Source organism: Pseudomonas sp. SDO52101_S400, assembly GCF_054071635.1.
In genome coordinates, this window is the sequence record NZ_JBSVWF010000023.1 from 60,111 (window position 1) to 86,493 (window position 26,383).

A 26,383-nucleotide genomic window follows, 5' to 3' on the forward strand; every position below is an offset into this window, starting at 1 on the left:
CGTCACTCGCGCCCCGTCTCGGCGAGCCATTGGGGAATGCGCCGTTCCAGGTAATAACCCGGTTGGCGGAACGAACCGTCGACGAAACCGACATGTCCGCCCTTGTTCTGCAATTCGAACGAGGTCGAGCTCGACAGCTCACTGACTGAAGGCAGGCTGTGGGGAAACACGAAAGGATCGTCCGCTGCCTGAATGATCAGGGTCGGTGTACGGATTTCCCCAAGAAAGTAGCGGCTCGAGGCTCGGCGATAGTAATCCTCGGCATCGGCGAAGCCGTGCAGCGGTGCGGTCACACGGCCATCGAAGTCCCAGAAGGTGCGCATGTTCTCCAGCGAGCCGAGGGCAGCCAGTGCGGCAAGACCATCCTCGCGGCCGTCGTGCTGGAACTGGCGCTGCTTGTTCTTGATGTAGGCCACCATCTCGCGCATGAAGTGCGCCTGATAGACCTTCGAAAAACCCTGGCCGATACGATCGGCGCATTGATCGAGGCGAAACGGTACCGAAACCGCCACTGCGCCGAGCACGCCGCTGGCACTGCCGGTTTCCCCCAGGTGCTTGAGCAGTACATTGCCGCCGAGGGAATAACCAACCGCATACAGCGGCGCCAATGGCCGCTTGGCTTTCAGATGGCGGATGGTTTCGGCGAGGTCTTCGCTGGCGCCGGAATGGTAACTGCGCGGCAACAGGTTCGGTTCGCCCGAGCAGCCGCGCCAGTTCAGCGCAACACTGGCCCAGCCTTGAGCGGCGAGCGCTGCCTGGATCCCGGCGACGTAAGGCGAGTTGGAAGAGCCGGTCAGCCCATGCAGCACCAGCACCAGTGGCGCTTCGGCACTGTGCGGGCCGTGCCAGTCAAGGTCGAGGAAATCGCCGTCGTCGAGCCACAGCCGCTCGCGCTGGCGATCAAGGTGTACGGTTTTGCGCCACAACGGGCCCCACAAGGTTTGCAGGTGCGGATTGCCGAGGCCGAAGGCGGGGATGAACGGTTTTGACGAAGCGGACACGATTGCTCTCGATGCAGCGCAGCGAGCCTCGGCTGAGACTCGCCGCTTTTTCAGGCCGGTCGGTTAACCGGCGATCACTGCCATACGTTGCCACAACGCGTAGTACACCCGCCCGGATTTCTGCTCGCGGTGCAGGCGCCAGTTGCCTGGCAGGCCGAGGGTCGATGGCGCGGTTTCGCTTTCAGTGTAGATCCACGAATCATCGGCCAGCCATTGGCGCTCTTCCAGCAGCGTGCAGACGGAAGGCAGCAGATTCTGGTTGAACGGCGGGTCGAGGAACACCAGATCGAACGCGGTCGCCGTCTGGGTTTCCAGGTAGCGCAAGGCATCGGCGGTCTGCACGTGGCCGTTGGTGCAGCGCAGCGTTCCGAGGTGTTCTTTCAGGCTGGAGACTGCGACATGGCTGGCATCCAGCGCCTGCCCCATGGACGCACCACGGGACAGCGCTTCCAGAAACAGCGCGCCGCTGCCGGCGAACGGATCGAGCACCTTGGCCCCGGCAACATACGGCGCGAGCCAGTTGAACAGGGTTTCGCGCACACGGTCCGGCGTCGGGCGCAGGCCCGGCGCATCAGGGAAGCTCAGTTTGCGGCTGCGCCATTCGCCGCCGATGATGCGCAACTGGTTCACACCGTTGTGCAGTTTTTGTACAGGTTTCTTTGGACTGGCCATTAATGCTCCGGAACCCCGAGCGGCTGCTCGGCAGGTTTATCAGATGGGGCCGGTAACGGCTTTTGCGGCACGGTCGGGCCAGCGCTGACGATGACCATTTTGTCCGTGCTCAGGTGTTTGTTCAGGGCGTCGCGGACTTGCTCGACGGTCAGGCTCTGGGACTGACGCATGAAGTCGTCCAGATAACTCAACGGCAGATTGTAAAAGCCCATGGCACCGAGCTGGCCGACGATATCGGCGTTGCTCGCGGTGGACAGCGGGAAGCTGCCGGCCAGTTCGCGTTTGGCGTCGTCGAGCTCTTTCTGGGTTGGGCCTGTCTTCAGGTAGTCGGCGAGCACGTCCTGCACCAGTTTCAGGGTGCCTTCGCTCATTTCCGCGCGGGTCTGCAGATTGATCATGAACGGGCCGCGCGCCTGCATCGGGCTGAACGCCGAATACACGCCGTAGGCCAGGCCGCGCTTCTCGCGGACTTCGCTCATCAAACGGGTGCCGAAACCACCGCCGCCGAGGATCTGGTTGCCCATCGACAGTGCGGCGTAGTCCGGGTCGTCACGGTCGATGCCCAATTGTGCGAGCATCAAGTTGGTCTGCTTGGACGGGAACTCGATGTGGCCGACGCTGGCCTTCGGTTCCTGCGGCTGGGCGATCTTCGCCAGCGCCGGGCCTTTCGGCAGGGCAGCGGACACCTGATTGGCAATCGCCTCGGCCTCGGCACGGGACAAGTCGCCGACCAGCGCAATCACCACGTTGCCGGCGGCATACGCCTTGGCGTGGAACTCACGCAGTTGCGCCAATGTGATTTTCGGCACGCTTTGCGCGCTGCCATCGCTGGAGTGCGCGTACGGGTGATCGCCATACAGACGCTTCATCAATTCCAGGCTGGCGAGCTTGCCGGGGTTCTGTTTCTGGTACTCGAAACCGGCGAGCATCTGGTTCTTGATGCGTGCGAAGGAATCGGCCGGGAAGGTCGGTTTGCCGATGACTTCCGAGAACAGCTTCAGTGCCGGCTCGCGCTTGTCGGCGGCACTCAGACTGCGCAGAGAGGCGATGGCCATGTCCTTGTAGGCGCCGTTGCCGAAATCCGCACCGAGGCCTTCAAAGCCCTGGGCGATGGCACCGACATCCTTGCCCGCCACGCCTTCGTTGAGCATTGCGTTGGTCAGCAGGGCCAGGCCCGGCGCGTTGCCGTCCTGGCTGCTGCCGGCGGAAAAGATCAGGCGCATGTCGAACATCGGCAGTTCGCGAGCCTCGACGAACAGCACCTTGGCGCCTTCGGCGGTGTTCCAGGTCTGCACGTCGAGCTTGCGGCTGGCCGGAGCCTTGCCGTCGAGTTCGGCCAGCGATTGCAGTTTCTGACTGGACTTGGCGTTATCCAGCGCTTCGCTGGCCTTGCTGTTGTCGCTCGGCGCCAGATACAGCGCGGCGGAGCCAATGACTGCCACAGCGATCAGGCCGAGCAGCAGGCGTGGGGTTTTGCGCTCACTCATGAGTCGTCTCCAGTGGCAGGACGTGGGCGACGCTGAGACGTTCGCGGGTGAAATACAGCTTGGCGGCGTTCTGGATGTCTTGCGGGGTGACGCTTTCCAGATCGGCCAGTTCGGTGTCCATCAGCTTCCACGACAGACCGACGGTCTCCAGTTGGCCGATGGCGGTGGCCTGGCTGGTGATCGAGTCGCGCTCGAAAACCAGACCGGCGATGACTTGCGCTCGTACGCGCTCCAGCTCTTCAGCGGACGGCGCGGTGGTTTTCAGTTGTTCCAGCAGTTTCCACAGGCCGGCTTCAGCCTGGGCCATGGTCTTTTTCTTCTGGGTGTTCGGCGTGGCGGACAGGGTGAACAGGCTGTCACCGCGGGTATAAGCGTCGTAGCTCGACGAGCCTCCGGACACCAATTCTTCGCCGCGCTCCAGTTGGGTCGGGATGCGACCGCTGTAGCCGCCGTCCAGAAGGGCCGAGATCAGGCGCAAGGCGTTGATCGAGCGCTTGTCTTCGGCGGTGGCCAGGCTCGGCACGTTAAAACCGAGCATCAGGCTGGGCAGTTGGGTCTGTACGTGCAGGGTGAGCTGGCGCTCGCCGGGTTCGGCCAGTTCCAGCGGTTTTTTCGCCGGTGGCACGTCGCGTTTCGGAATCGGGCCGAAATAGCGCTGGGCGAGGGTTTTCACTTCGTCCGGGGTCACGTCACCGACCACCACCAGCGTGGCGTTGTTCGGCACATACCAGGACTGATACCAGTGGCGCAGCTCTTCGACCTTCATCCGCTCAAGGTCAGCCATCCAGCCGATGGTCGGCGTGTGATAGCCGCTGGCCGGGTAGGCCATGGCCTTGTAGCGCTCATAGGCCTTGGACATCGGCTTGTCGTCGGTGCGCAGGCGGCGCTCTTCCTTGATGACTTCGATTTCCTTGGCGAACTCGTCGGCCGGCAGGCGCAGATTGGCCATGCGGTCGGCTTCCAGTTCGAAGGCCACACCCAGACGATCGCGTGCCAGTACCTGGTAATAAGCGGTGAAGTCATCGCTGGTGAAGGCGTTCTCTTCGGCACCGAGGTCGCGCAGGATCAGCGAGGCCTCACCAGGGCCGACTTTCTCGCTGCCCTTGAACATCATGTGCTCGAGGGCGTGTGACAGACCGGTCTGGCCCGGGGTTTCGTAGCTGGAACCGACCTTGTACCAGACCTGCGACACCACTACCGGTGCGCGATGGTCCTCGCGCACGACGACCTTCAAGCCGTTGTCGAGGGTGAATTCGTGGGTCGGTTGCGGGTCGGCCGCCAGGGCCGAAAGGGGCAGGCAGACTGTGCTGAGCAGCAGGCCTGCGGCGCGGCGGGCTAGAGCATTCATTCGTTTTTAAACCTGTTGGGCTGCCCGCTTGGTCTTAGCCTAGGCGGGCGAGGAGGTGCTAGGATACTGATCCGTTTTACCGGCGACCACGCCTATCCGGTTTTGAAACTTGATCAGGTTGTATTGGTTTACGGCAGAAGGCCTTGGTTTATCAGCTAAACTTCGCTTTTTCGCCGATTTTGCCGGCTAGTCCTTCATTAAAACGATTCCTTTGAGGTGCCGTTGGCGCTTCGACAAAATGTTGCGCGTGAACAAGCTGGGTGAAACACAGTCTGTTCTGCATCGAATATTTATTTGCCGGGGCGCCCCTGTGGCGCGTCGCTACCGTGAGATAGCCGTCCTCCATGTTTGGTTCCAACGACGACAAGAAGACCCCAGCTGCGGCTGGCGAGAAGAAAAGCCTGTTCGGATGGCTGCGTAAGAAACCGCAGGAACCCGTCGTCGAACAGCCGACTGCCATTCCTGAGCCGGCCTCCGCGCCAGCACCCGTTATAGAAGAAGCACCGGCTCCGGTTGTGCTGCCGATTGCCGAGCCGGTGTTGCAACCGGTGGCCGAAGTCGAGCTTGAAGCGCCGGCTGCCGCCGAACTGCCGCTGACCCCGGCTGCCCAGCCGTGGCTGACCTTGCCGGTGGCAGAAGAGCCTGTGGCGCTGGTCGAAGAGGCTGCGCCGCACATCACGCCACCGATTCCGGCACCGGTTGCATTCACTCCCGAGCCTGCTCAAGCGCCGGTGGTCGAACCTGCTCCTGTCATTCCCGAGCCTGTGGTCGCTGCGCCGGTTGCACCGATTGTCGCTGCTCCCGAGCCTGCACCTGCACCTGCACCTGCACCTGCACCTGCACCGGTCGTCCCTGCGCCCGCCGCTGTCGTCGAAACTCCGGTGGAGGCCCCGCGCACCGAAGAAACCAAGGCCGGCTTCTTCGCCCGTCTCAAGCAAGGCCTGTCCAAGACCAGTGCCAGCATCGGCGAGGGTATGGCCAGCCTGTTTCTCGGCAAGAAAGCCATCGATGACGATCTGCTCGACGACCTCGAAACTCGTCTGTTGACCGCCGACGTTGGCGTCGAAGCAACTTCGGTGATCATCCAGCGCCTGACCCAGAAGGTCGCGCGTAAAGAGCTGGCCGATTCCGACGCACTGTACAAATCCCTGCAGGCCGAGTTGGCTGCGATGCTCAAACCGGTCGAGCAGCCGCTGAAAATCGTTTCGCAGAACAAGCCGTTCGTGATCCTGGTGGTTGGCGTCAACGGCGCCGGCAAGACCACCACCATCGGCAAGCTGGCGAAGAAGCTGCAACTGGAAGGCAAGAAAGTCATGCTGGCCGCCGGTGATACCTTCCGCGCCGCCGCTGTCGAGCAGTTGCAGGTCTGGGGTGAGCGCAACAAGATTCCGGTGATCGCCCAGCACACCGGCGCGGACTCGGCCTCGGTGATCTTCGACGCTGTGCAGGCCGCCAAGGCCCGTGGCATTGACGTGCTGATTGCCGACACCGCCGGTCGTCTGCACACCAAAGACAACCTGATGGAAGAGCTGAAGAAGGTTCGCCGGGTCATCGGCAAGCTCGACGCCGATGCGCCGCACGAAGTGCTGCTGGTACTCGACGCCGGCACCGGTCAGAACGCCATCAACCAGGCCAAGCAATTCAACCAGACCGTCGAACTGACCGGCCTGGCGCTGACCAAGCTCGACGGCACCGCCAAGGGCGGGGTGATTTTCGCCCTGGCCAAGCAATTCGGCCTGCCGATCCGCTACATCGGCGTCGGTGAAGGCATCGACGATCTGCGTACCTTTGAAGCCGAACCCTTTGTCCAGGCACTGTTTGCCGAGCGGGAGCGTTCATGATTCGTTTCGAACAGGTCGGTAAACGCTACCCGAACGGTCACGTCGGCTTGCATGAGCTGAGCTTTCGAGTCCGTCGCGGCGAGTTCCTGTTTGTCACCGGCCATTCCGGTGCCGGTAAATCCACATTGTTGCGCCTGCTGCTGGCGATGGAGCGTCCGACCAGCGGCAAACTGCTGCTGGCCGGGCAAGACCTGAGCACCATCAGCAATGCGCAGATTCCGTTCCTGCGCCGGCAGATCGGCGTGGTGTTCCAGAATCACCAACTGTTGTTCGATCGCACGGTGTTCAACAACGTCGCGCTGCCATTGCAGATCCTCGGGCTGTCCAAGGCGGAAATCGCCAAGCGCGTCGATTCGGCGCTGGAGCGTGTGGCGCTGTCGGACAAGACCGATCTGTACCCCGGCGACCTGTCCACCGGTCAGCAACAGCGCGTCGGGATTGCCCGCGCCATTGTTCACCGTCCGGCTCTGCTGCTGGCGGACGAACCGACCGGTAACCTCGACCCGCGTCTGGCGGCCGAGATCATGGGAGTGTTCGAAGATATCAACCGTCTGGGCACCAGCGTGCTGATCGCCAGTCACGACCTGGCCCTGATTGCGCGTATGCGCCATCGCATGCTGACCCTGCAACGCGGCCGATTGATCGGTGACGGGGAGGCTGGCGAATGAGTGCGACACGCAGTCCGAAGGTTTCCGAGCGCGTGGCCCCGAAAGCCGCCGATCCGCAGCCGCCGAAGAAGAAAAAGCATGACGATGACGATGGCCCGGATTTCGCCACGTTGTTCCGTGCCTGGGTCGAAAGCCATCGTGCCAGCCTGCTCGACAGCCTGCGCCGCCTCGGCAAGCAGCCGATCGGCAGCTTCTTCACCTGCATGGTGATGGCGGTCGCACTGAGTCTGCCGATGGGGCTGTCGCTGTTGCTGAATAACGTCGAGCGTCTGGGCGGTTCGTGGCAGCGTGCGGCGCAGATCTCGCTGTACCTGGAGCTCGACGCCAGCCCGGCTCAGGGCGAGAAGCTGCGGGATCAGATCAAAGGCATGCCCGGTGTAGCTGATGCTGAATATGTCGGCCGCGACCAGGCACTGGAAGAGTTCCAGCAGCAGTCCGGACTGGGCGAAGCCCTGCGCGAGCTGCCGGAAAACCCGTTGCCGGGTGTGGTGCTGGTCACGCCGAACGAGGTCGACAAGTCGACATTGGAAGCATTAAGACAAAAACTTTCCGAGTTGCCCAAGGTACAACAGGCGCAACTTGATCTAGTCTGGGTCGAGCGTCTGGCCGCCATCCTCAAGCTCGGTGACCGGTTTGTCTTCGGTCTGACGGTGCTGCTGGTTTCTGCATTACTTTTGGTGATAGGCAATACCATTCGTCTTCATATCGAAAACCGCCGCACCGAGATAGAAGTGATTAAACTCGTCGGCGGCACCGACAGCTATGTACGTCGTCCCTTCCTTTATATGGGCGCGTTGTATGGTTTCGGTGCGGGGCTGTTGTCCTGGGGTGTGCTGGCGTTCGGCCTGAACTGGCTGAACGATGCGGTGGTTGGACTGGCCGGCTTGTACGGCAGTGATTTCGCACTGGCCGGAGTGCCAGTTGCCGACGGTCTGTCGCTCTTGCTTGGCGCGGTGCTGTTGGGTTATATCGGTGCATGGATTGCAGTCGCACGTCATCTCAGGGAGCTGGCGCCGAAGTAGAATCTTTTTTTGCGCGTGATTGACCTTGCGGTTTTTTAGGGAACTTGTACCTGAGTTCCCGGTCAATTTTTCGCAGTGCCGAAAGGCGCGAGTATGTAAGTCGGAGGTTTTTTCGTATGACCAATTCTTTGCAACCTGCGTATGCATTGGTTCCGGGCGCAAACCTGGAAGCCTATGTACACACCGTCAACAGCATTCCATTGCTGACGCCGGAGCAGGAGCGTGAACTGGCCGAGAGTCTCTACTATGAGCAGGATTTGGGGGCGGCTCGGCAGATGGTGCTCGCCCACCTGCGATTTGTCGTACACATTGCCCGTAGCTATTCCGGCTATGGCCTGGCTCAGGCTGACCTGATCCAGGAAGGCAACGTCGGCCTGATGAAGGCCGTGAAGCGTTTCAACCCGGAAATGGGCGTGCGTCTGGTGTCCTTCGCGGTGCACTGGATCAAGGCCGAGATTCACGAGTTCATCCTGCGTAACTGGCGGATCGTGAAAGTCGCGACCACCAAGGCCCAGCGCAAGCTGTTCTTCAACCTGCGCAGTCAGAAGAAACGTCTGGCCTGGCTGAACAACGAGGAAGTCCACCGTGTGGCGGAAAGCCTCGGCGTCGAGCCGCGTGAAGTGCGTGAGATGGAAAGTCGCCTGACCGGTCATGACATGGCCTTCGACCCGGCTGCCGAAGCCGACGACGACAGTGCTTTCCAGTCGCCGGCCAACTACCTGGAAGACCACCGGTACGACCCGGCGCGTCAACTGGAAGATGCCGACTGGAGCGACAACTCCAATCACAACCTGCACGAAGCGCTGGAAGTACTGGACGAACGCAGCCGTGACATCCTCTACCAGCGCTGGCTGGCAGAAGAGAAAGCCACGCTGCACGACCTGGCGCAGAAGTACAACGTGTCGGCCGAGCGGATCCGTCAGCTCGAGAAGAGTGCGATGAACAAGCTCAAGTTGTCGATTGCCGCGTAACCGGTAGTCCGGCAATAAAAAACGCCCCGATCAGTGATGATCGGGGCGTTTTTGTTTGCGCTTCAGAAAGTCATTGGGCCCAGGGTGCCCGCCGCGAATCATTGAGTGTCAGCAAATAGCTGTCGCCACCCAGCTGGCTCATTTGCTGGCGAATCCACCCCGCCCGGCGTGAAACATAGGATGTCGGGTGGCTGGCGCTCCAGACCCGGGGATTAGGCAATACGGCTGCCAGATAGCTCGCCTGTTGTCGGGATAATGACTTGGCGCCTACGCCAAAGTGGTGCCTTGCCGCTGCTTCGGCACCAAACACGCCGTCATCCCACTCGACGCTGTTCAGGTACACCTCAAGAATCCGCTGCTTGGGCCAGAACACTTCGATCAATGCGGTAAACCACGCTTCCAGGCCCTTGCGCAGATAGCTGCGGCCCGACCACAAAAACAGGTTCTTCGACACTTGCTGGCTCAAGGTGCTGGCGCCGCGGATCGAGCCGCCGAGTTCGTTGTGAGCCAGTGCGGCCTTGATTGCACTCAGGTCAAAACCCCAGTGCTCCGGGAATTTCTGGTCTTCGCCGGCAATCACCGCGACCTTCAGGTCATCGGAGATCTCGTCCCACGGCTTCCAGGTTCGCTGCAGATCGATCGGCTCGCCGTCGACCCAGGATTCGATCTTGCGCTCGACCATCAGCGCCGTGCCCGGTGGCGGCACGAAGCGAAACACCAACACCAGCAATACGCTGCCGCCCGCGAACCAGAGCAGGGCCTTCGTGAAACGACGGAGAAATAAACGCAGCATAGAGATGGCTTGGCCGAACCGGTTGAGCGGGCCATTATACAGACCCTGCCGATCGAGTCTGACTGGAGTTATACATGCTGCGTAGCTTTCTGATGCTGGCTGCCTTCTTTGGTTTCACCGGTGTCGGCCTCGGCGCATTCGCCGCCCATGGCCTGAAAAACCGCCTGACCCCTGAGTATCTCGCGATCTTCCACACCGGCGTCACCTATCAACTGGTGCATGCGCTGGCGCTGTTCGGCGTTGCGCTGCTGGCCACGCAGCTTCAGGGGCGTCTGGTGGCCTGGGCCGGCATCTCGTTCAGCGTCGGTATCCTGCTGTTCTCCGGCAGCCTGTACCTGCTGACAACCGTCGGCATCGGCAAGCTCGGCATCATCACTCCGTTCGGCGGCCTGGCGTTCCTGATTGGCTGGCTGTGCCTCGGGCTTGCCGCCTGGCGCCTGCAGCCAACCGCTTGACGCTTGGTGCTGACCTTTAGGTCATGATCGGGCTAGAATGCCACCCCCTAAAAATGATGGCGGCGTTGCGCATGCGCATTCAGTTGAACGGTGAATCCTTTGAACTGCCCGACGGTGAAACCGTTGCGGCCCTGCTGACCCGTCTGGACCTGACCGGACGCCGCGTCGCGGTCGAGCTCAATCTGGATATCGTCCCGCGCAGCCAGCATGCCGACACCACGCTCAATGACGGCGACAACGTCGAAGTCGTGCACGCCATCGGCGGCGGCTAGTTGTCTGGCCTGCATGGGCCGAGAATTCTGCAAGACCCTCACCCCAACAGAGGATTTCCCATGAGCATCGTTCGTAGCGACAAGCCTTTCGTTCTGGCCGGTCGTACTTACCAGTCGCGTTTGCTGGTCGGTACCGGCAAGTACCGTGACATGGAAGAAACCCGTCTGGCCATCGAAGCCTCGGGTGCCGAGATTGTCACCTTCGCCGTGCGCCGCACCAACCTGGGCCAGATCGAAGGCGAGCCGAACCTGCTTGAAGTGCTGTCGCCGGATCGTTACACCTTCCTGCCGAACACCGCTGGCTGCTACGACGCTGTCGAGGCTGTGCGCACCTGCCGCCTGGCCCGTGAGCTGCTCGATGGCCACAACTTGGTGAAGCTGGAAGTGCTGGCCGACCAGAAAACCCTGTTCCCCAACGTGATCGAAACCCTCAAGGCCGCCGAAGTGCTGGTCAAGGAAGGCTTCGACGTGATGGTCTACACCAGCGACGACCCGATCATCGCCCGACAACTGGCGGAAATCGGCTGCATCGCAGTGATGCCGCTGGCCGGTCTGATCGGTTCGGGCCTGGGGATCTGCAACCCGTACAACCTGCAGATCATCCTTGAAGAAGCCAAGATTCCGGTGCTGGTGGATGCCGGTGTCGGTACCGCTTCCGACGCCACCATCTCCATGGAACTGGGCTGTGACGCCGTGCTGATGAACTCGGCCATCGCCCACGCCCAGCAGCCGATCATGATGGCTGAAGCCATGAAACACGCGATCGTCGCGGGCCGCCTGGCCTACCTCGCCGGCCGCATGCCGAAAAAACTCTATGCCAGCGCCTCTTCGCCGCTGGATGGTCTGATCAAGTAAGAGCTATTGATGACTGAATCGAACGACACGCCAATCCAGACGGAAGAAGGCGACGAGCGCCAACACCGCCGCATCAAGAGTTTCGTGATGCGCGCCGGGCGCATGACCGAAGGCCAGCAACGCGGCCTGGATCAGGGCGCGCCAAAGTTCGTCCTGCCGCTGGCCGACGCGCCTGTGGATTACGACCAGGTGTTCGGCCGTTCCGCGCCGCGTTCGCTGGAGATCGGTTTCGGCATGGGCCACTCGCTGCTGGAAATGGCAGCCGCTGCGCCGGAACAGGATTTCATCGGTGTCGAGGTCCACCGTCCGGGTGTCGGCGCGCTGCTCAACGGCGTGCTGACTCAGGGCCTGACCAACCTGCGGGTCTACGATTGCGACGCGATCGAAGTACTCAATCGCTGCATCGCCGACAACAGCCTCGATCGCCTGATGCTGTTCTTCCCGGATCCGTGGCACAAAAGCCGTCACCACAAGCGCCGTATCGTTCAGGCGTCCTTCGCTGAACTGGTGCGCAGCAAGCTGAAGGTTGGCGGCATTCTGCACATGGCCACCGACTGGGAACCGTACGCCGAATACATGCTGGAAGTGATGAACGTCGCTCCGGGTTATCGCAACCTGGCCGAAGACGGCAAATGCGTGCCACGCCCGGCCGAGCGCCCGATCACCAAGTTCGAACGCCGCGGCGAACGTCTTGGGCATGGCGTGTGGGATCTGAAGTTCGAAAAGCTCGCTTAAGCCTTATGCAATAAAACTGTGGGAGCCATTGGCTCCCACAGTTGTTTTAGCAGTACTCGGTCATTGCATCGTAGAAAGGAATTCCGCCGGAACCCGCTCAGTCAGCCAGACACCATTGTCGGCCTGATAGAACTTGAAACCCTGTTCCTGCATCTGTCGCGCGGCGACCTGCAGAATCACGACCGTTCCATAACGTTGCCCAACTGCCGAAGCGGTGGCGGTTTCCTGGGACAGATGCACGTGATGGCGTGATCCCGGGATCAATCCCTGCTCGTTGATCGAGTCCATGAAGCGCGTCGCCGTACCGTGATAGAGCGTTTCCGGAGGCTGTTTTTCTTCGAACTGCAACTCCACGCTTTTCGTCGAGTGTCCCTGAACCGCACGAATCGACTGACCGTCGGCGGAGATCGAAAAGCGCTTCTTGTCACTGCTGGCCACGACGTTTTCGATCAGCGTGCGATCCAGCGTTCTGCCGTCGCGCGCTGCGCCACCGATCAAGGCGTCGATGTCTGCCCAGCCTTCAGAGTCCAGCGTCAGACCAATCGCCTGTGGCTCATGGCGCAGCACGAAGCTGAGAAATTTGCTTGTTTCGTCCAGCAGTTTCTTGTTCATGAACTTCCCTGTCAGTTTTCAATGCGCGGTCAGCGGCGGTCGGCAACTACGCCGATCAAAACGAGCACCACCAACAACACCGGCGCCAGGCTGTAGTTGTTGAACTGGCTCAGCCCCTTCACCACCCAAGGCGTGGCATAGATCAGCGCCGCGCCGCTGCCGATCAGGCACAGCAGGGCCATCAGCGGGACGCGCAGGGCGCCGGCGATGCTGCCGAGACGTTGGTCGACCCAGGCCTTGAAGTCGGCGCCGAACAGCACCAGCAGACAGCCCACCAGTGCCAGGGCGATTTCCGAAAGGTTGCTGCGACTCCAGCGGGATACGGTGGCGAGCAGGTCGAGAATCAAATCCATGCGGTTTCCCCGGGAGCTAATCAGCTCAGAAATTTCTGCAGCAAGTCATTGAGAAAGAGTTGTCCGCGTTCGGTGGCCGCCAGACGTGACGGTTCGACCTGCAACAGACCGCTTTGTTCGGCATCGCGGCGGTGTTCGTCGAGGCTCTCCAGCGGCAGGCCAGTACGCTCGGGATACAGGCGCGATTCGACGCCGGCGGTGAGGCGCAGGGCGTTCATCAGGAACTCGAACGGCATCTCGTCGTTGGTCAGGGCTTTCTCGCCGGCCTGGAAGCTTTTTGCCGGGTTGAGGTAGTCCTTCGGCAAGCGCGTCTTCCAGGTCCGCACGATGCGCCCGTCCGGGTGACTGAGCTTGCCGTGGGCGCCGGCACCGATGCCGATGAAATCGCCGAAACTCCAGTAATTGAGGTTATGCCGCGCCGGGCGACCCGGTTGGGCATAGGCGGAGACTTCGTATTGCGCGTAACCGTGTTCGGCCAGCAGCGCCTGTCCGGCCTCTTGAATGTCCCACAGCGTGTCGTCTTCCGGCAGCACCGGCGGCTGGTTCCAGAACACGGTGTTTGGCTCCAGCGTCAGCTGATACCAGGAAATATGCGTAGGCTTCAGTTCGATCGCCTGGCGCAGATCACTCAGGGCATCGTCCAGCGACTGGTCCGGTAATCCGTGCATCAGGTCGAGGTTGAAGTTATCGAACCCGGCCTGGCGCGCCATGCCGGCGGCGCGGATAGCTTCGTCGCCGTTGTGGATGCGGCCGAGGGCCTTGAGCTTTTCCTGCTGGAAGCTCTGGATGCCGATCGACAGGCGATTGATCCCCAGTTTGCGATAGGCGACGAACTTCTCTTGCTCGAAAGTCCCAGGGTTGGCTTCCAAAGTGATTTCGATGTCATCGGCAAACGGAATGCGTTGTTTCACACCTTCCAGCAAGCGGCCGAGGGCTTCGGCACTGAACAGGCTCGGTGTGCCGCCGCCAAAGAAGATCGAACTCAACTCACGGCCGTACACCGCGTGCAGATCCAGATCGAGGTCGGCCAGCATTGCGTCGACGTATTCCTGCTCCGGCAGCACCGGGCTGGCGGTGTGGGAGTTGAAGTCGCAATACGGACATTTGCGCACACACCACGGGATGTGGATGTACAGCGCCAGGGGCGGCAGCGTCGGCAACGGCGCCCGAGGCGAGGAGGCGGCGCCACCGACGATCAGTGGCGACGCAGAAGAATCACGGGTCATTTCAAGCCCAGGCGCAGGCGCAGCAGATCCATTGCACGGGCGCGGTGGCTGATCTGGTTCTTGTCGCTCGGGCTCAGCTCGGCGCTGGACACGTTACGCTCCGGGACCCAGAACAACGGGTCGTAGCCGAAACCGTGCTCGCCACTGGCGGCGGTCAGGATGCGCCCGTGCCAGAGGCCTTCGCACAGGATCGGCAGCGGATCGTCGGCGTGACGCACCAGCGCCAGCACGCAGACGAACTGTGCGCCGCGCTCGGCTTCAGGCACATCTTTCAAGGCGTCGAGCAGTTTGGCATTGTTCGCCGCGTCGCCCTTGCCGTCGGCGTAGCGCGCCGAGTAGATGCCCGGCGCACCGCCGAGGAAATCCACCGCCAGGCCCGAATCGTCGGCCAGCGCCGGCAGCCCGGAGATGCGCGCGGCGTTGCGGGCCTTGAGGATTGCGTTCTCGACGAACGACAGGCCGGTTTCTTCCGGCTCCACGCTGCTGAACTCGCCAATCGAGCGCAGTTGCACCGATTCGCCGAGCATGGCCTGGAGTTCCTTGAGTTTGCCGGCGTTATGGCTGGCCAGTACGAGTTGCTTGAGGTTCATCATTCGCCGGGGAAAAGCTCTTGGTTGAAATTGATAGTGTTGATCTTGTCACCGTTCTGCACCTTGATTTCAAAGGTGCGGGTTTCCTGCTGTTCCACCGGGTACTGGGCGATGTAATAGATTGCGCCCTGTTCGGTGACCTGGCGGAAACTCAGGGTCACGGTCTGGCTGGTCAGATCCTTGACCGTGCCAGTGACGTTGGCGATCAACGGCTTGCCGTCCTTGATCACCGAGACATTGATCACGCCCTGGTTCTTGCTGCGGATCAGTTCGGCAGCCTTGGCGATGTCCGGTTGCAGGTACGTCGAGTTGAAGGTGTTGTAGTGCACCGTCACGTCGCCAAAGGTTTCCTGGCGTTCGCTCTTGATGGCGTCGGCGGCCATGGCCGAAAGGCTCAGGCAGGCGGCCAGCAGCGCGGTAATCAAGCGTCCCATGTTCGTTCTCCTCGCAATGTCGTGGTTCAGACCGCGATTCTGTGATCCTGCAGCCCCGGGCTGCTGACGCGGTAGATACCGATCTCACCTAACAGATTAGGCCATAGCTTACTGGCCCACCCGTGGCGGTGCTGTTGATCCACGGCAAGCCGATCAATGACCTTCGCATCACGTTCGCGACAAAGTTCTTCAAAGTCTTCGAAGGTGCAGAAGTGGATGTTCGGCGTGTTGTACCAGGTGTACGGCAGGAACTCGGACACCGGCATGCGGCCCTTGCTCGCCAGGTACCAGCGGCAGCGCCAGTGACCGAAGTTGGGGAAGGTGATGATGCACTGGCGACCGACCCGCAGCATTTCGTCGAGGATCTTGTCCGGGTAGTGCACGGCTTGCAGGGCCTGGGTCATGACCACGATGTCGAAACTGTTGCTGGCGAAGTTGCCCAGGCCTTTGTCCAGGTCCTGCTCGATGACGTTGATGCCCTTGGCCACGCACTCGGCGATGTTGTCGGCGTCGTTTTCCAGGCCATAACCGGTGACGTTCTTGTTGTCGCGCAGCCAGGTCAGCAGTTCGCCGTCGCCGCAACCGAGGTCGAGGACGCGGCTGCCGGCGGGGATCCATTCCTGGATGATTTCCAGATCAGCTCTCATGGCTTTCTCACAACGTGATTCGGTTCATGTAATTGCCGAACGCCTGCAAATAGCGCGGGATCGGAATCAGGAAGGCGTCGTGGCCCTGGGGCGCATCGATTTCCAGATAGCTGACGTCCTTGCGCGCAGCCATCAGCGCGTCCACCAGTTCCCGCGAGCGGGCCGGGGAGAAGCGCCAGTCGGTGGTGAACGACATCACGCAGAACTTGGCTTTCGCGCCTTCGAAGGTTTTCGCCAGGTTATCGTCGAAGTTCGCCGCCGGATCGAAGTAGTCCAGTGCCTTGGTCATCAACAGATAAGTGTTGGCATCGAAGCGTCCGGAGAACTCTTCGCCCTGATAGCGCAGGTAGCTTTCGACCTGGAACTCGACGCTGTGGAAGTCGTAGTTGAGCTTTTCGCTCTTCAGGCCACGGCCGAATTTCTCGCCCATGGAGTCGTCGGACAGGTAGGTAATGTGCCCGACCATTCGTGCCAGCATCAGGCCGCGCTTGGGGATCACACCTTGTTCCTGGAACGAGCCGCCGTGGAATTCCGGGTCGGTGAGAATCGCCTGGCGCGCCACTTCGTTGAAGGCGATGTTCTGCGCCGACAACTTGGGGGCCGAGGCGATGGCCAGGCAGTGGCGGACGCGATCCGGGTAAGTGATGGTCCATTGCAGCGCCTGCATGCCGCCCAGGCTGCCGCCGATCACCGCGGCCCATTGGCCGATGCCGAGCAGGTCGGCCAGGCGCGCCTGGCTGTGGACCCAGTCTTCCACGGTCAGCACCGGGAAGTCGGCGCCGAATGGCTTGCCGGTTTCCGGGTTGATACTGCTCGGGCCGGTGGAGCCGTTGCAACCGCCGAGGTTGTTCAGGCTGACCACGAAGAACTTGTTGGTGTCGATCGGTTTGCCGGGGCCGATGCAGCTGTCCCACCAACCGGGCTTGCGGTCGTCGACGCTATGGTAGCCGGCGGCGTGGTGGTGGCCGGACAAGGCGTGGCAGATCAACACGGCGTTGCTCGCTTGCGCGTTGAGCGTGCCGTAGGTTTCGTAGATCAGGTCATAAGCGGCTAGCGAACGGCCGCAGGCCAAGGCCAGCGGATCGCTGAAGTGCGCCATTTGCGGCGTCACCAGACCAACAGAATCGGGGGGGAAGGCAGCTGGCATCGACCCTGCTCTCGTTGAAATGAGGCGTAAGTCTAAAGAGCATGGGGGTTAGCGGCAAGCAGCCCTCACCCTAACCCTCCCGAAGCGTCGGACCGCCCGGAGGGAGAGGGGACTGACTGCGGTGATCTTTCGAGCTGCATCGACCTGATATTTTCGAGTTGAACTCAAGTTTCGGAAACAACAATTATCGGCTCCCTCTCCTGGGGGAGAGGGCTGGGCGGGCGGCGTTCCGATGAGGGGGGCGGCGACACAAGAATCAAGACGATTGCGCAACCAATCCCGGCAAATCCGGCAGTTTTTTGGGGGCGTGGATGCGCACACGCTTCTGCCGATTCAACTCGCCACTGAGCAAACTGACCTGACTTTTGGAAACCCCAAAAGCCTTGGCCAGAAACCCCATCAGATACGCATTGGCCTTGCCCTCGACCGGCGGCGCGGTCAGGCGGATCTTCAGGCGGTCGCCGTGCAGCCCGGCGAAATCATCGCTGCGGGCTGCCGGTTGCAGGTGACACTCAAGGATCAAGTCATCACCGTCCCAACGGAACCAGCTCACATCAACAGGCGCAGGATTTCCGGCATCATCGTCATCGCCGCGAGGTTGTTGATCACCAGCATGTCGATCAGCTTCAACGCGAGGAAGGCGAAAATCGGCGACAAGTCCAGGCCACCCATGCTCGGCAGGAAGCGGCGAAACGGCGCCAGGGCCGGTTCGCAGATCTGGTTGACCAGTTCGGCGCCTGGGTTATGGCTGCCCGGAGCGACCCACGACAGGATCACGCTGATGATCAGGGCGAAGAAGAAAATCTTCAGGAACAGCGCGGTCACGCCGATGATCGACCAGATGAACAACTGCAGCGGGTTGCCGGTGGTGCCGTAGGTCAGCAGCAGGGTCAGCGCCATCAGCGCCAGTTGCACGAGGATTGCCAGTACCAGCGACGACATGTCGAGGCCGAAGACGCTCGGGATGATCCGGCGCAGTGGCTTGAGCAGCGGCTGGGTGGCCTTGACCACGAACTGGCACAGCGGGTTGTAGAAATTCGCCCGTACCAGTTGCAGGACGAAGCGCAACAGCACGATCAGCAGGTACAGGCTGCCAAGGGTTTGCAGCACGTAGACCGCTGCGGTGTTCAATCCAATCATGTAAGGCTCCTTATTTGCCCAGTTGTTCGGCCATCTCGGCCGAGCGGTGCGCGGCGGCGCCGAGTGCTTTTTCCACCAGGGCTTCGAAGCCGCCGGCCTGGAACGATTTGATTGCGGCTTCGGTGGTGCCCGCTGGCGAGGTCACGCGGCGGCGCAGTTCGGCGGCGTCTACGTCGCTGGAAACCGCCATGTGCGCGGCGCCCAGCGCAGTCTGCAGGGTCAGTTGCTCGGCGGTTTCCTTCGGCAGGCCGAGTTTGACGCCGGCGGCGGTCATGGCTTCGATCAGCAGGAAGAAGTACGCCGGGCCGGAGCCGGAAACGGCGGTGACCGCGTCCAGTTGCTGCTCTTCGTTCAGCCACAGGGCGATGCCCACGGCGGACAGCAGCTCTTCAGCCTGCTGGCGCTGTTCGGCGCTCACTTCGCCGGTGGCGTACAAGCCGCTCACACCCTGACGCAGCAGCGCCGGGGTGTTGGGCATGCAGCGCACGATCGGCTGCTCGCCAAGCCATGCGGTCATGCTGGCGCAGGTGATGCCGGCGGCGATGGACACCACCAGTTGATTCGGTTTCAGGCTCGGGCGGATTGCTTCGCAAACGGCTTTCATGGCCTGAGGTTTGACCGCCAGCACGACAACATCGACACCGTCGATGGCCTGGGCGTTGTCGGCGAAGGTTTCGATGCCGTGTTCGGCGCTGACCCGGTTGCGGGTTTCTTCGCCCGGATCGCTGGCGCGGATGTGTGCGGCTTCCAGACCCTTGGCCCGCAGGCCGCCGATCAGGCTGGCGGCCATGTTGCCGGCACCGATAAAGGCAATACGCGTGTTGCTCATGTCAGGTCCTTATCTGGAAAATTTCAAGATTGGGAATAATCGCGAGCACCAAACAGGGCCGTACCGATACGGACCCAGGTGGCGCCCTGGGCAATGGCCGACTCGAGGTCGTGGCTCATGCCCATGGAAAGTGTGTCGAGCGGCAGATCGAGGCTGGCCTGCAACGTCTGGACGGCGGCGAATGCAGCGTCTTGCTCGGCGCGATCCTCGGTTGGCTCGGGAATCGCCATCAACCCGCGCAGTTTCAGGCGAGGCAGGGCGTTGATGGCCTGGGCCAGCGCCGGCAGGTCGGCCGGGGTGCAGCCGGACTTGCTGGCCTCACCGCTGACGTTGACCTGGATGCAGATGTTCAGTGGCGGCAGATCCGCCGGGCGTTGTTCGGACAGGCGTTGGGCGATTTTCAGACGATCCACGGAGTGCACCCAGGCGAAGTGCTCGGCAATCGAGCGGGTCTTGTTCGACTGAATGGGGCCGATGAAGTGCCAGATCAAGGGCAGGTCGGCCAGTTCGAGCTGTTTGCCCAGGGCTTCCTGCAGGTAGTTCTCGCCGAAGTCGCGCAGGCCGGCGGCGTACGCTTCACGCAGGGCTTCGGCGGGTTTGGTCTTGCTCACAGCCAGCAGCTGGACGCTGTTTTCATCGCGGCCGGCGGCTTTGGTCGCTGCCTGGATGCGCGAACTAACCAGTGAGATGTTGTCTGCTATCGTGGACATCAAGAGGCGCCAGCGGTCTGAAGGTTCGCGGCATTCTACTGGAATTGAGGGACGCTATGGATATCACTGAACTGCTGGCCTTCAGCGCCAAACAGGGCGCTTCCGACCTGCACCTGTCGGCCGGCCTGCCGCCGATGATCCGCGTGGATGGCGATGTGCGGCGGATCAATCTGCCGGCGCTGGATCACAAGCAGGTGCATGAGCTGATCTACGACATCATGAACGACACCCAGCGGGTGGAGTTCGAGAAACATCTGGAAACCGACTTTTCCTTCGAGGTGCCGGGGGTTGCACGCTTTCGGGTCAATGCCTTCAATCAGAACCGTGGCGCCGGCGCGGTATTCCGGACGATTCCGTCGAAAGTGCTGAGCATGGAGGATCTCGCCATGGGCGATGTCTTTCGCAAGATCACCGATGCGCCACGGGGGCTGGTGCTGGTGACCGGGCCGACCGGTTCCGGCAAATCCACCACCCTGGCGGCGATGATCGATTACCTCAACACCCACCGTCATCACCACATCCTGACCATCGAAGACCCCATCGAATTCGTTCACGAATCGCGCAAATGCCTGATCAATCAGCGTGAAGTCCACCGCGATACCCGTAGTTTCGCCACGGCCCTGCGTTCGGCGCTGCGTGAGGATCCGGACGTGATCCTGGTGGGCGAGATGCGCGACCTGGAAACCATCCGCCTGGCGTTGACCGCCGCTGAGACCGGGCACTTGGTGTTTGGCACACTGCACACCACGTCGGCGGCCAAGACCATCGACCGGGTGGTGGATGTGTTTCCGGGGGACGAGAAATCCATGGTGCGTTCGATGCTGTCCGAGTCGCTGCTGGCCGTGGTGTCGCAGACGCTGATCAAGAAGATCGGCGGCGGGCGGGTGGCGGCGCACGAGATCATGCTGGGCACATCGGCGATCCGTAACCTGATCCGCGAGGACAAGGTGGCGCAGATGTATTCGGCGATTCAGACCGGCGGGTCGCTGGGGATGCAGACACTCGACATGTGCCTGAAAGACCTGGTGACCAAGGGCTTGATCAGTCGCGAACATGCGCGGGAGAAGGCGCGGACGCCGGACAATTTCTGAGGGATATTTCGGTGTTGCTACCCGAGCAAGCCCGCTCCCACATTTGATTTGCGAACGACGCAGATTCAATGTGGGAGCGGGCTTGCTCGCGAAGAGGGCAGTACTGATCAAGCAGATTCTGGACCTGTTACATCAGCGCTGAACCACGCGCATCTGCTTGCTGCCCGGTTCTTTAGGCAGCACCCGCTTGGCAACCACGTAATGCTGTTCCCAATACGGCTTGTTCAGCGTATCGATGCTCACCGCTTTGCCACGGCGCGGCGCGTGGATGAAGCGGTCGTTGCCCAGGTAGATGGCAACGTGATTGACCCGACGGCTCTTGATGTTGAAGAAAATCAGGTCGCCCGGCTTGAGATCCTTGCGTTCGACTTTCTCGCCATGACCGCTGGCCATGGCGTTCGAAGTGCGGGGCAGGTCGAAAGTGGCGTCGTTGAACGCGTATTTCACCAGGCCGCTGCAATCGAAGCCTTTACTCGGGCTGCTGCCGCCCCAACGGTAAGGTGTACCGAGGACGTTCACCGCGCGGCTAAGGACCTTGCTGCTTTCCTTGTTGGCCATCGGTGGAACCAGCTTGCCGTTACCCTTGCTGGCGAGCGTGGTGTGTTTCGTTTGCTTGCCTTTGTTCGATGGAGCAGAGGCATGGGATTTAGGGGTGAAGCCGTTGACGTTGGGAAGACGTTGCTCACGATTGGTGGCGTGGGCGGCCAGTGGCATTAATAGGCAAATGGTTAGCCATGTCTTGAAAAATGGACGCATTAGGCAGGGCTCTTATGTGTTAGCGCGCAACTTTATAACAGCTTTTTTGTCCCTTCCGAGGCCGTTGGTCGATTCAAAAGGCGGGCAACGGAACCAAACAAGCGGCAAATAGACGCAATTGTCGGACAGAAGTCAGGTGCTATAAGGCTTTGACGGAACACAAGGTAGCATTTGCCGTACGTCGGCAACCTGTAAAAAAGTCACAAAGAATTCAAGAATATTTATCTATCGTGTGAATCGAGGTCTTCATGAACCACTATCAACTGCCCCGCGTGCAGGAAAAAGACACCCATAGCAAAGTGATTGGTTACCTGCTGTGGATCTTCGGTTTTACCGGATCTCACCGCTTCTATTACGGCAAGCCCGTGACCGGAACGATCTGGTTTTTCACCTTCGGGTTGCTGGGGATCGGCTGGCTGATCGACGTGTTCCTGATCCCGGCGATGGATCGGGAAGCAGACCTGCGATTTGCGGCGGGGCCGATCGAATACAACGTGGCGTGGATTCTGCTGACGTTCCTCGGTGTGTTCGGCGTGCACCGGATGTACCAGGGCAAGTGGATCAGCGGCCTGTTGTACCTACTGACAGGCGGGTTGTTCTTTATTGGCGTGCTGTATGACTTCTGGACGCTGAACGACCAGGTCTCGGTGCGTAACGCGCAGAATCGCGGCGCATTTCAGTAAGTGATGGCGAGGGAGCAAGCTCCCTCGCCATTTTCTTATGCCTGATGGCTGATCCGGCCATCCACCAGGGTGTAACGCACCACACTCGGCAGGCTATGGCCAAGGAACGGGCAGTTCTCGCCTTTCGACAGCCAGGTCTCGCCGGCCACGGTCGAGGCCTTCGGATCGAACAGCACGATATCCGCTGCACCACCCACCGCCAGTTTGCCCGCCGGCAGGCGCAGGGCCTCGGCCGGGCCGGCGCTCAGGCGCGCCAGCAGGGTCGGCAGATCAAGCAGACCATCTTCGACCAGCGTCATCGCCAGCGGCAGTAACAGCTCGACGCTGCTGATGCCCGGCTCGGTCGCACCGAACGGTGCCAGTTTCGCATCGCGCTCATGGGGCTGGTGATGGCTGGAAATCGCCGAGACCACGCCGGACTTCACCGCTTCACGCAGACCATCGCGGTCGGCGCGGGTGCGCAGCGGCGGTTGCACGTGATACAGGCTGCTGAAGTCGATCAGCGCTTCGTCCGTCAGGATCAGCTGATACAGGGCGACATCCGCCGTGACTTTCAAACCACGGGCCTGGGCCTGAGCGATCAAGGCCACGCCGCGAGCGCTGGTGAGCTGGCTGAAGTGCGCGCGCACGCCGGTTTGCTCCACCAGCAGCAGATCCCGGGCCAAAGCCACGGTTTCAGCTGTTTCCGGGATGCCCGGCAGGCCGAGGAAGCTGGCGGTGGCGCCTTCGTGGGCCAGGCCGCCGTCGGCCAGGTCGTGATCCTGCGAGTTGAAAATTACCGTCAGGTCGAAGGTTGCCGCGTAGTCCAGCGCCCGGCACAGCGTGCGGGTGTTGCGGAAGCTTTCCAGACCGTTGCCGAACGCCACGCAACCGGCGTCGCGCAGGGCGACCAGCTCGGCCAGCTGTTCGCCGTCCAGACCTTTGCTCAGGGCGCCGATCGGGAACACCTTGGTGTTGCCGGCTTCGCGGGCGCGGTCGAGGATCAGTTCGGCCACGGCGGAAGTGTCGAGTACCGGTTTGGTCTTCGGCGGGCAGCACAGGCTGGTCACGCCACCGGCCGCCGCAGCGCGGGTTTCGCTGGCGATGGTGCCTTTGCGGCTGTAGCCCGGCTCGCGCAGGGCGACGTTGAGGTCGACGAGACCGGGAGCGGCGACAAGGCCTTGGGCGTCGATGGTTTCGACGGCAGTGAAACCGGCCGGTGCGGCGCCGAGGGCGACGATCTTGCAGGCTTCAACGTGAATATCGGTGACTTGATCCAGGCCGCTGCTTGGATCGATGACGCGGGCGCCGAGAATGCTGAGCTTCACTGGGCGTTCTCCTGCTCGAATTGACGCTGCGCTGTTTGTCCGCTCATGGCCATCGACAACACGGCCATACGGATCGCAATGCCGTAGGTGACTTGATTGAGGATCACCGAGTGCGGACCGTCGGCCACCGCCGACTCGATCTCCACGCCACGGTTGATCGGCCCCGGGTGCATGACGATGCAATCGGGCTTGGCGCCGGCCAGGCGCGCGGTGGTCAGGCCGAACAGGCGGTAGAACTCGCCTTCGCTCGGCAGCAGGCCGCCGGTCATGCGCTCACGCTGCAGGCGCAGCATGATCACCACGTCGACGTCTTTCAGGCCTTCGGTCATGTCGGTGTAGACCTTCACGCCGTACTGCTCGATGCCGATCGGCAGCAGGGTTTTCGGCGCGATCACGCGGATGTCCGGGCAGCCGAGGGTCTTCAGGGCGAGCATGTTCGAGCGTGCCACCCGCGAGTGCAGGATGTCGCCGACGATGGCCACCGAGAGGTTTTCGAAACTGCCCTTGTGCCGACGGATGGTCAGCATGTCGAGCATGCCCTGGGTCGGGTGGGCGTGACGGCCGTCGCCGCCGTTGATGATCGCCACTTGCGGGCAGACATGCTCGGCGATGAAGTGCGCGGCGCCCGAGTCACCGTGGCGCACGACGAACATGTCGGCGGCCATGGCTTCGAGGTTGCGCAGGGTGTCGAGCAGGGTTTCGCCCTTGCTGGCCGACGAGGTCGACACGTTCAGGGTGATCACGTCCGCCGACAGCCGCTGGGCCGCCAGTTCGAAAGTGGTGCGGGTGCGGGTGGAGTTTTCGAAGAACACGTTGCACACGGTCTTGCCGCGCAGCAACGGGACCTTCTTGACTGCCCGGGCGCCGACTTCGAGGAACGAGTCGGCGGTGTCGAGGATTTCCGTCAGCAACTCGCGGCGCAGGCCGTCGAGCGAGAGGAAGTGGCGCAGCTGGCCCTGATCATTGAGCTGCAGCGGGCGCTTGGTATCTAGAGGCGTCATCGCGAAGGGGACTCTCAATAGGGCGGATTAAAGGGCGAGGTCTTGCAGTTCGAGGGCCAGCTCCGGACCGGACAGCTTGACCCGCTCGTGGGCGGCCAGCGACAGGGTCGCGCCGACGACGTTCGGGCGGATCGGCAGTTCGCCGGCGTCCAGGTCCAGCAGGCAGACCAGCGTCACGCTGGCCGGACGGCCGTAGTCGAACAGTTCGTTCATGGCGGCGCGGATGGTGCGGCCGCTCATCAGTACGTCGTCGATCAGCACCAGATGCTGGCCTTCGATTTCGAAGGGCAGGGCAGACGGGCGCACTTGCGGGTGCAGGCCGTTCTGGCTGAAGTCGTCGCGGTAGAAGGAAACATCCAGCGTGCCCAGTGGCGCATCGCTGCCCAGCTCTTCGAGCAGGGCCTGGGCGACCCAGACGCCGCCGGTGCGGATGCCGATGTAACGCGGTTCGCTGATATCACGCTGGGCAAGGTGCGCCTTGAGGCGGGTCGCCATCTGGCTGATCAGATCGGCGGGATTGGGCAGGCTCATGGTTGCTCCTTCTTGGGGTCGAGCCGGTTCTCGCGAATCGAAGCTCGGGTTGTAACCAAAAGAAAAGCGCCGTAGCGCTTGTCAGGATTCAAATAGTGCGGTGTTTTCGTCAAGCCAGCCTTGCAGCAGCAGGGCGGCGGCGATGGCGTCCACCGGGTTGTCGCGGTAACTGCCTTTCTGCCCGCCGCGCACCAGTCGCTCGCCCTTGGCTTCGAAGGTCGTCAGGCGCTCGTCGTGGGTGTAGAAGGGCAGGTTGTAGCGGCCGTTGAGGCGACGGGCGAACTTCTCGGCGCGCAGGCACATCTCGCTGGGTGTGCCGTCCATGTTCAGCGGCAGGCCGACCACCACGGCGTCAGGTTTCCATTCCTTTATAAGGGCTTCGACCTGGTTCCAGTCCGGCACACCGTTCTGTGCCTTCAAGGTGCACAGTTCGCGGGCCTGGCCGGTAATCACCTGGCCGACCGCCACGCCGATCTGTTTGGTGCCGTAGTCGAAGCCGAGGATCAGGCGCAGGGCCATCAGGCGTGCCCTGCCTGGCTGGTCAGCAGATTGAGGTTGATCCCCAAATGCTTGGCCGCCGCTTCCAGGCGCAGTTCGCTGCTGGTGTTGAACAGGATGTCGGCGTCGTACGGGCAGGTCAGCCAGGCGTTGTCGGCCATTTCAGCCTCCAGTTGTCCGGCTTCCCAACCGGCGTAACCGAGGGCGATCAGGCTTTTCGCCGGGCCTACGCCGTCAGCGATGGCGAACAGCACGTCTTGCGAGGTGGACAGTGCCAGCTCGCCGTCGAGTTCGACGGTGGCCTGGAAGGTCTTGCCCGCCGGGTGCAGGACAAAGCCGCGATCGGTCTGCACCGGGCCGCCGATGAAGATCGGCACATGCTGGCACAGCGCTGGCGGATCGATGTCCGGGCGCAATTGCTCGAGGATGTCGGCCAGATTCAGCTCTTGCGGTCGGTTGACCACCAGCCCCATGGCGCCATTGGCCGTGTGCTCGACGATGTAGGTCAAGGTGTGGGCAAAGTTCGGGTCGGCCATGTGTGGCATGGCGATCAGGAAGTGATGCTTGAGGTAGCTGGGGCTGACGTTTTTCATGTGCGGTAGTGTGGCGTCGAAGGGGCAAACTGACAAGCTGAGGATCAGAGAACAACGTAGATCAAATGTGGGAGCGGGCTTGCTCGCGAAGGCGTCAGGTCAGGCAACCTAAATG

32 protein-coding genes are annotated in these 26,383 nt (G+C 61.7%); 10 read left to right on the forward strand and 22 right to left on the reverse strand.

Annotation, left to right across the window (positions count from 1 at the left end; all coding sequences use genetic code 11):
- Positions 1-2 precede the first annotated feature (2 nt).
- From ACW9HX_RS13955 to ACW9HX_RS13970, 4 genes are all read right to left on the reverse strand, one after another.
- Positions 3-1,001: a hydrolase gene (locus ACW9HX_RS13955; protein ID WP_457381052.1), complete on the reverse strand. Its 999-nt coding sequence runs from the start codon at positions 999-1,001 to the stop codon at positions 3-5.
- 63 nt (positions 1,002-1,064) lie between these two features.
- On the reverse strand, positions 1,065-1,673 hold the full coding sequence (rsmD, locus tag ACW9HX_RS13960) for a 16S rRNA (guanine(966)-N(2))-methyltransferase RsmD (protein ID WP_457381053.1): 609 nt from the start codon (positions 1,671-1,673) through the stop codon (positions 1,065-1,067).
- A complete protein-coding gene (locus tag ACW9HX_RS13965) occupies positions 1,673-3,160 on the reverse strand; it encodes a M16 family metallopeptidase (protein ID WP_457381054.1) in 1,488 nt (495 codons plus the stop codon). The genes rsmD and ACW9HX_RS13965 overlap by 1 nt, the downstream gene beginning before the upstream one ends.
- On the reverse strand, positions 3,153-4,508 hold the full coding sequence (locus ACW9HX_RS13970; RefSeq protein ID WP_457381055.1) for a M16 family metallopeptidase: 1,356 nt from the start codon (positions 4,506-4,508) through the stop codon (positions 3,153-3,155). The genes ACW9HX_RS13965 and ACW9HX_RS13970 overlap by 8 nt, the downstream gene beginning before the upstream one ends.
- Positions 4,509-4,852: 344 nt before the next feature.
- On the opposite strand from ACW9HX_RS13970, the gene ftsY reads away from it, so the two are divergent.
- The 4 genes from ftsY (at position 4,853) to rpoH (ending at position 9,010) form a co-directional block, all read left to right on the forward strand.
- A complete protein-coding gene (gene ftsY / locus ACW9HX_RS13975) occupies positions 4,853-6,349 on the forward strand; it encodes a signal recognition particle-docking protein FtsY (RefSeq protein WP_457381056.1) in 1,497 nt (498 codons plus the stop codon).
- Positions 6,346-7,017, forward strand: a complete 672-nt coding sequence (ftsE, locus tag ACW9HX_RS13980) for a cell division ATP-binding protein FtsE (protein WP_008065082.1) — start codon at positions 6,346-6,348, stop codon at positions 7,015-7,017. Before ftsY ends, ftsE begins: the two co-directional genes overlap by 4 nt.
- A complete protein-coding gene (ftsX, locus tag ACW9HX_RS13985) occupies positions 7,014-8,039 on the forward strand; it encodes a permease-like cell division protein FtsX (RefSeq protein WP_457381057.1) in 1,026 nt (341 codons plus the stop codon). The genes ftsE and ftsX overlap by 4 nt, the downstream gene beginning before the upstream one ends.
- A 116-nt stretch (positions 8,040-8,155) precedes the next feature.
- A complete protein-coding gene (rpoH, locus tag ACW9HX_RS13990) occupies positions 8,156-9,010 on the forward strand; it encodes an RNA polymerase sigma factor RpoH (protein WP_003229146.1) in 855 nt (284 codons plus the stop codon).
- 70 nt (positions 9,011-9,080) lie between these two features.
- Here rpoH and mtgA read toward each other — a convergent pair whose 3' ends face one another.
- The gene (gene mtgA / locus ACW9HX_RS13995) at positions 9,081-9,803 is read right to left on the reverse strand and encodes a monofunctional biosynthetic peptidoglycan transglycosylase (protein WP_096817587.1); all 723 of its coding nucleotides are present in this window, start codon (positions 9,801-9,803) and stop codon (positions 9,081-9,083) included.
- Positions 9,804-9,877: 74 nt separating this feature from the next.
- Here mtgA and ACW9HX_RS14000 point away from each other — a divergent pair, with 74 nt between their 5' ends.
- The 4 genes from ACW9HX_RS14000 to trmB all read left to right on the forward strand — a co-directional run bounded on the left by ACW9HX_RS14000 (position 9,878) and on the right by trmB (position 12,120).
- Positions 9,878-10,258 (forward strand): DUF423 domain-containing protein, encoded by a 381-nt coding sequence (locus ACW9HX_RS14000; protein ID WP_457381058.1) that lies wholly within the window; start codon positions 9,878-9,880, stop codon positions 10,256-10,258.
- Between the two features lie 71 nt (positions 10,259-10,329).
- On the forward strand, positions 10,330-10,530 hold the full coding sequence (gene thiS, locus ACW9HX_RS14005) for a sulfur carrier protein ThiS (RefSeq protein WP_007953386.1): 201 nt from the start codon (positions 10,330-10,332) through the stop codon (positions 10,528-10,530).
- Positions 10,531-10,590: 60 nt separating this feature from the next.
- Entirely contained in the window at positions 10,591-11,385 is a 795-nt protein-coding gene (locus ACW9HX_RS14010) for a thiazole synthase (protein WP_007953385.1), read from the forward strand.
- Between the two features lie 9 nt (positions 11,386-11,394).
- Entirely contained in the window at positions 11,395-12,120 is a 726-nt protein-coding gene (trmB, locus tag ACW9HX_RS14015) for a tRNA (guanosine(46)-N7)-methyltransferase TrmB (protein ID WP_085646976.1), read from the forward strand.
- 60 nt (positions 12,121-12,180) lie between these two features.
- Here the strand turns inward: trmB and ACW9HX_RS14020 are convergent, their stop codons facing one another.
- The 11 genes from ACW9HX_RS14020 to ACW9HX_RS14070 form a co-directional block, all read right to left on the reverse strand.
- Complete coding sequence (locus ACW9HX_RS14020; protein WP_457381059.1) at positions 12,181-12,732, reverse strand: RNA 2'-phosphotransferase; 552 nt, start codon at positions 12,730-12,732, stop codon at positions 12,181-12,183.
- A gap of 29 nt (positions 12,733-12,761) precedes the next feature.
- Entirely contained in the window at positions 12,762-13,085 is a 324-nt protein-coding gene (locus ACW9HX_RS14025; RefSeq protein WP_102619691.1) for a DUF3392 domain-containing protein, read from the reverse strand.
- Between the two features lie 20 nt (positions 13,086-13,105).
- Positions 13,106-14,311, reverse strand: a complete 1,206-nt coding sequence (gene hemW / locus ACW9HX_RS14030; protein ID WP_457381060.1) for a radical SAM family heme chaperone HemW — start codon at positions 14,309-14,311, stop codon at positions 13,106-13,108.
- Positions 14,308-14,904 carry an RdgB/HAM1 family non-canonical purine NTP pyrophosphatase gene (rdgB, locus tag ACW9HX_RS14035; RefSeq protein WP_102619693.1) on the reverse strand — a complete coding sequence of 199 codons (597 nt, stop codon included), beginning with the start codon at positions 14,902-14,904 and terminating at the stop codon, positions 14,308-14,310. The genes hemW and rdgB overlap by 4 nt, the downstream gene beginning before the upstream one ends.
- Positions 14,901-15,335, reverse strand: a complete 435-nt coding sequence (locus ACW9HX_RS14040) for a DUF4426 domain-containing protein (protein ID WP_457381061.1) — start codon at positions 15,333-15,335, stop codon at positions 14,901-14,903. Before ACW9HX_RS14040 ends, rdgB begins: the two co-directional genes overlap by 4 nt.
- A 26-nt stretch (positions 15,336-15,361) precedes the next feature.
- Positions 15,362-15,982, reverse strand: coding sequence for a methionine biosynthesis protein MetW (gene metW, locus ACW9HX_RS14045; RefSeq protein ID WP_457381062.1), 621 nt, complete (start codon positions 15,980-15,982; stop codon positions 15,362-15,364).
- Positions 15,983-15,989: 7 nt separating this feature from the next.
- On the reverse strand, positions 15,990-17,129 hold the full coding sequence (gene metX / locus ACW9HX_RS14050) for a homoserine O-succinyltransferase MetX (protein ID WP_457381063.1): 1,140 nt from the start codon (positions 17,127-17,129) through the stop codon (positions 15,990-15,992).
- A 256-nt stretch (positions 17,130-17,385) separates the two neighbouring features.
- Positions 17,386-17,682 carry a DUF167 domain-containing protein gene (locus tag ACW9HX_RS14055; RefSeq protein WP_457381064.1) on the reverse strand — a complete coding sequence of 99 codons (297 nt, stop codon included), beginning with the start codon at positions 17,680-17,682 and terminating at the stop codon, positions 17,386-17,388.
- The gene (locus tag ACW9HX_RS14060) at positions 17,679-18,269 is read right to left on the reverse strand and encodes a YggT family protein (protein ID WP_096817605.1); all 591 of its coding nucleotides are present in this window, start codon (positions 18,267-18,269) and stop codon (positions 17,679-17,681) included. The genes ACW9HX_RS14055 and ACW9HX_RS14060 overlap by 4 nt, the downstream gene beginning before the upstream one ends.
- A gap of 10 nt (positions 18,270-18,279) precedes the next feature.
- On the reverse strand, positions 18,280-19,098 hold the full coding sequence (gene proC, locus ACW9HX_RS14065; protein WP_457381065.1) for a pyrroline-5-carboxylate reductase: 819 nt from the start codon (positions 19,096-19,098) through the stop codon (positions 18,280-18,282).
- A gap of 23 nt (positions 19,099-19,121) precedes the next feature.
- Positions 19,122-19,808 (reverse strand): YggS family pyridoxal phosphate-dependent enzyme, encoded by a 687-nt coding sequence (locus ACW9HX_RS14070; protein WP_457381066.1) that lies wholly within the window; start codon positions 19,806-19,808, stop codon positions 19,122-19,124.
- A gap of 56 nt (positions 19,809-19,864) precedes the next feature.
- On the opposite strand from ACW9HX_RS14070, the gene ACW9HX_RS14075 reads away from it, so the two are divergent.
- A complete protein-coding gene (locus tag ACW9HX_RS14075; protein WP_114886090.1) occupies positions 19,865-20,899 on the forward strand; it encodes a type IV pilus twitching motility protein PilT in 1,035 nt (344 codons plus the stop codon).
- A gap of 132 nt (positions 20,900-21,031) precedes the next feature.
- On the opposite strand, the gene ACW9HX_RS14080 is transcribed toward ACW9HX_RS14075, so the two are convergent.
- Positions 21,032-21,655 carry a C40 family peptidase gene (locus ACW9HX_RS14080; RefSeq protein WP_457381067.1) on the reverse strand — a complete coding sequence of 208 codons (624 nt, stop codon included), beginning with the start codon at positions 21,653-21,655 and terminating at the stop codon, positions 21,032-21,034.
- A 248-nt stretch (positions 21,656-21,903) separates the two neighbouring features.
- Between ACW9HX_RS14080 and ACW9HX_RS14085 the strand changes: the two genes are divergently transcribed.
- The gene (locus ACW9HX_RS14085; protein WP_457381068.1) at positions 21,904-22,338 is read left to right on the forward strand and encodes an NINE protein; all 435 of its coding nucleotides are present in this window, start codon (positions 21,904-21,906) and stop codon (positions 22,336-22,338) included.
- 35 nt (positions 22,339-22,373) lie between these two features.
- On the opposite strand, the gene ACW9HX_RS14090 is transcribed toward ACW9HX_RS14085, so the two are convergent.
- From ACW9HX_RS14090 to ACW9HX_RS14110, 5 genes are all read right to left on the reverse strand, one after another.
- A complete protein-coding gene (locus ACW9HX_RS14090; protein ID WP_457381069.1) occupies positions 22,374-23,645 on the reverse strand; it encodes a dihydroorotase in 1,272 nt (423 codons plus the stop codon).
- Positions 23,642-24,646 carry an aspartate carbamoyltransferase catalytic subunit gene (locus tag ACW9HX_RS14095; RefSeq protein ID WP_095164512.1) on the reverse strand — a complete coding sequence of 335 codons (1,005 nt, stop codon included), beginning with the start codon at positions 24,644-24,646 and terminating at the stop codon, positions 23,642-23,644. Before ACW9HX_RS14095 ends, ACW9HX_RS14090 begins: the two co-directional genes overlap by 4 nt.
- 27 nt (positions 24,647-24,673) lie before the next feature.
- Positions 24,674-25,177: a bifunctional pyr operon transcriptional regulator/uracil phosphoribosyltransferase PyrR gene (gene pyrR, locus ACW9HX_RS14100; RefSeq protein WP_457381070.1), complete on the reverse strand. Its 504-nt coding sequence runs from the start codon at positions 25,175-25,177 to the stop codon at positions 24,674-24,676.
- An 81-nt stretch (positions 25,178-25,258) separates the two neighbouring features.
- Positions 25,259-25,696, reverse strand: coding sequence for a Holliday junction resolvase RuvX (gene ruvX, locus ACW9HX_RS14105; RefSeq protein WP_096817618.1), 438 nt, complete (start codon positions 25,694-25,696; stop codon positions 25,259-25,261).
- Positions 25,696-26,268, reverse strand: a complete 573-nt coding sequence (locus tag ACW9HX_RS14110) for a YqgE/AlgH family protein (protein ID WP_457381071.1) — start codon at positions 26,266-26,268, stop codon at positions 25,696-25,698. The genes ruvX and ACW9HX_RS14110 overlap by 1 nt, the downstream gene beginning before the upstream one ends.
- Between the last annotated feature and the right edge of the window lie 115 nt (positions 26,269-26,383).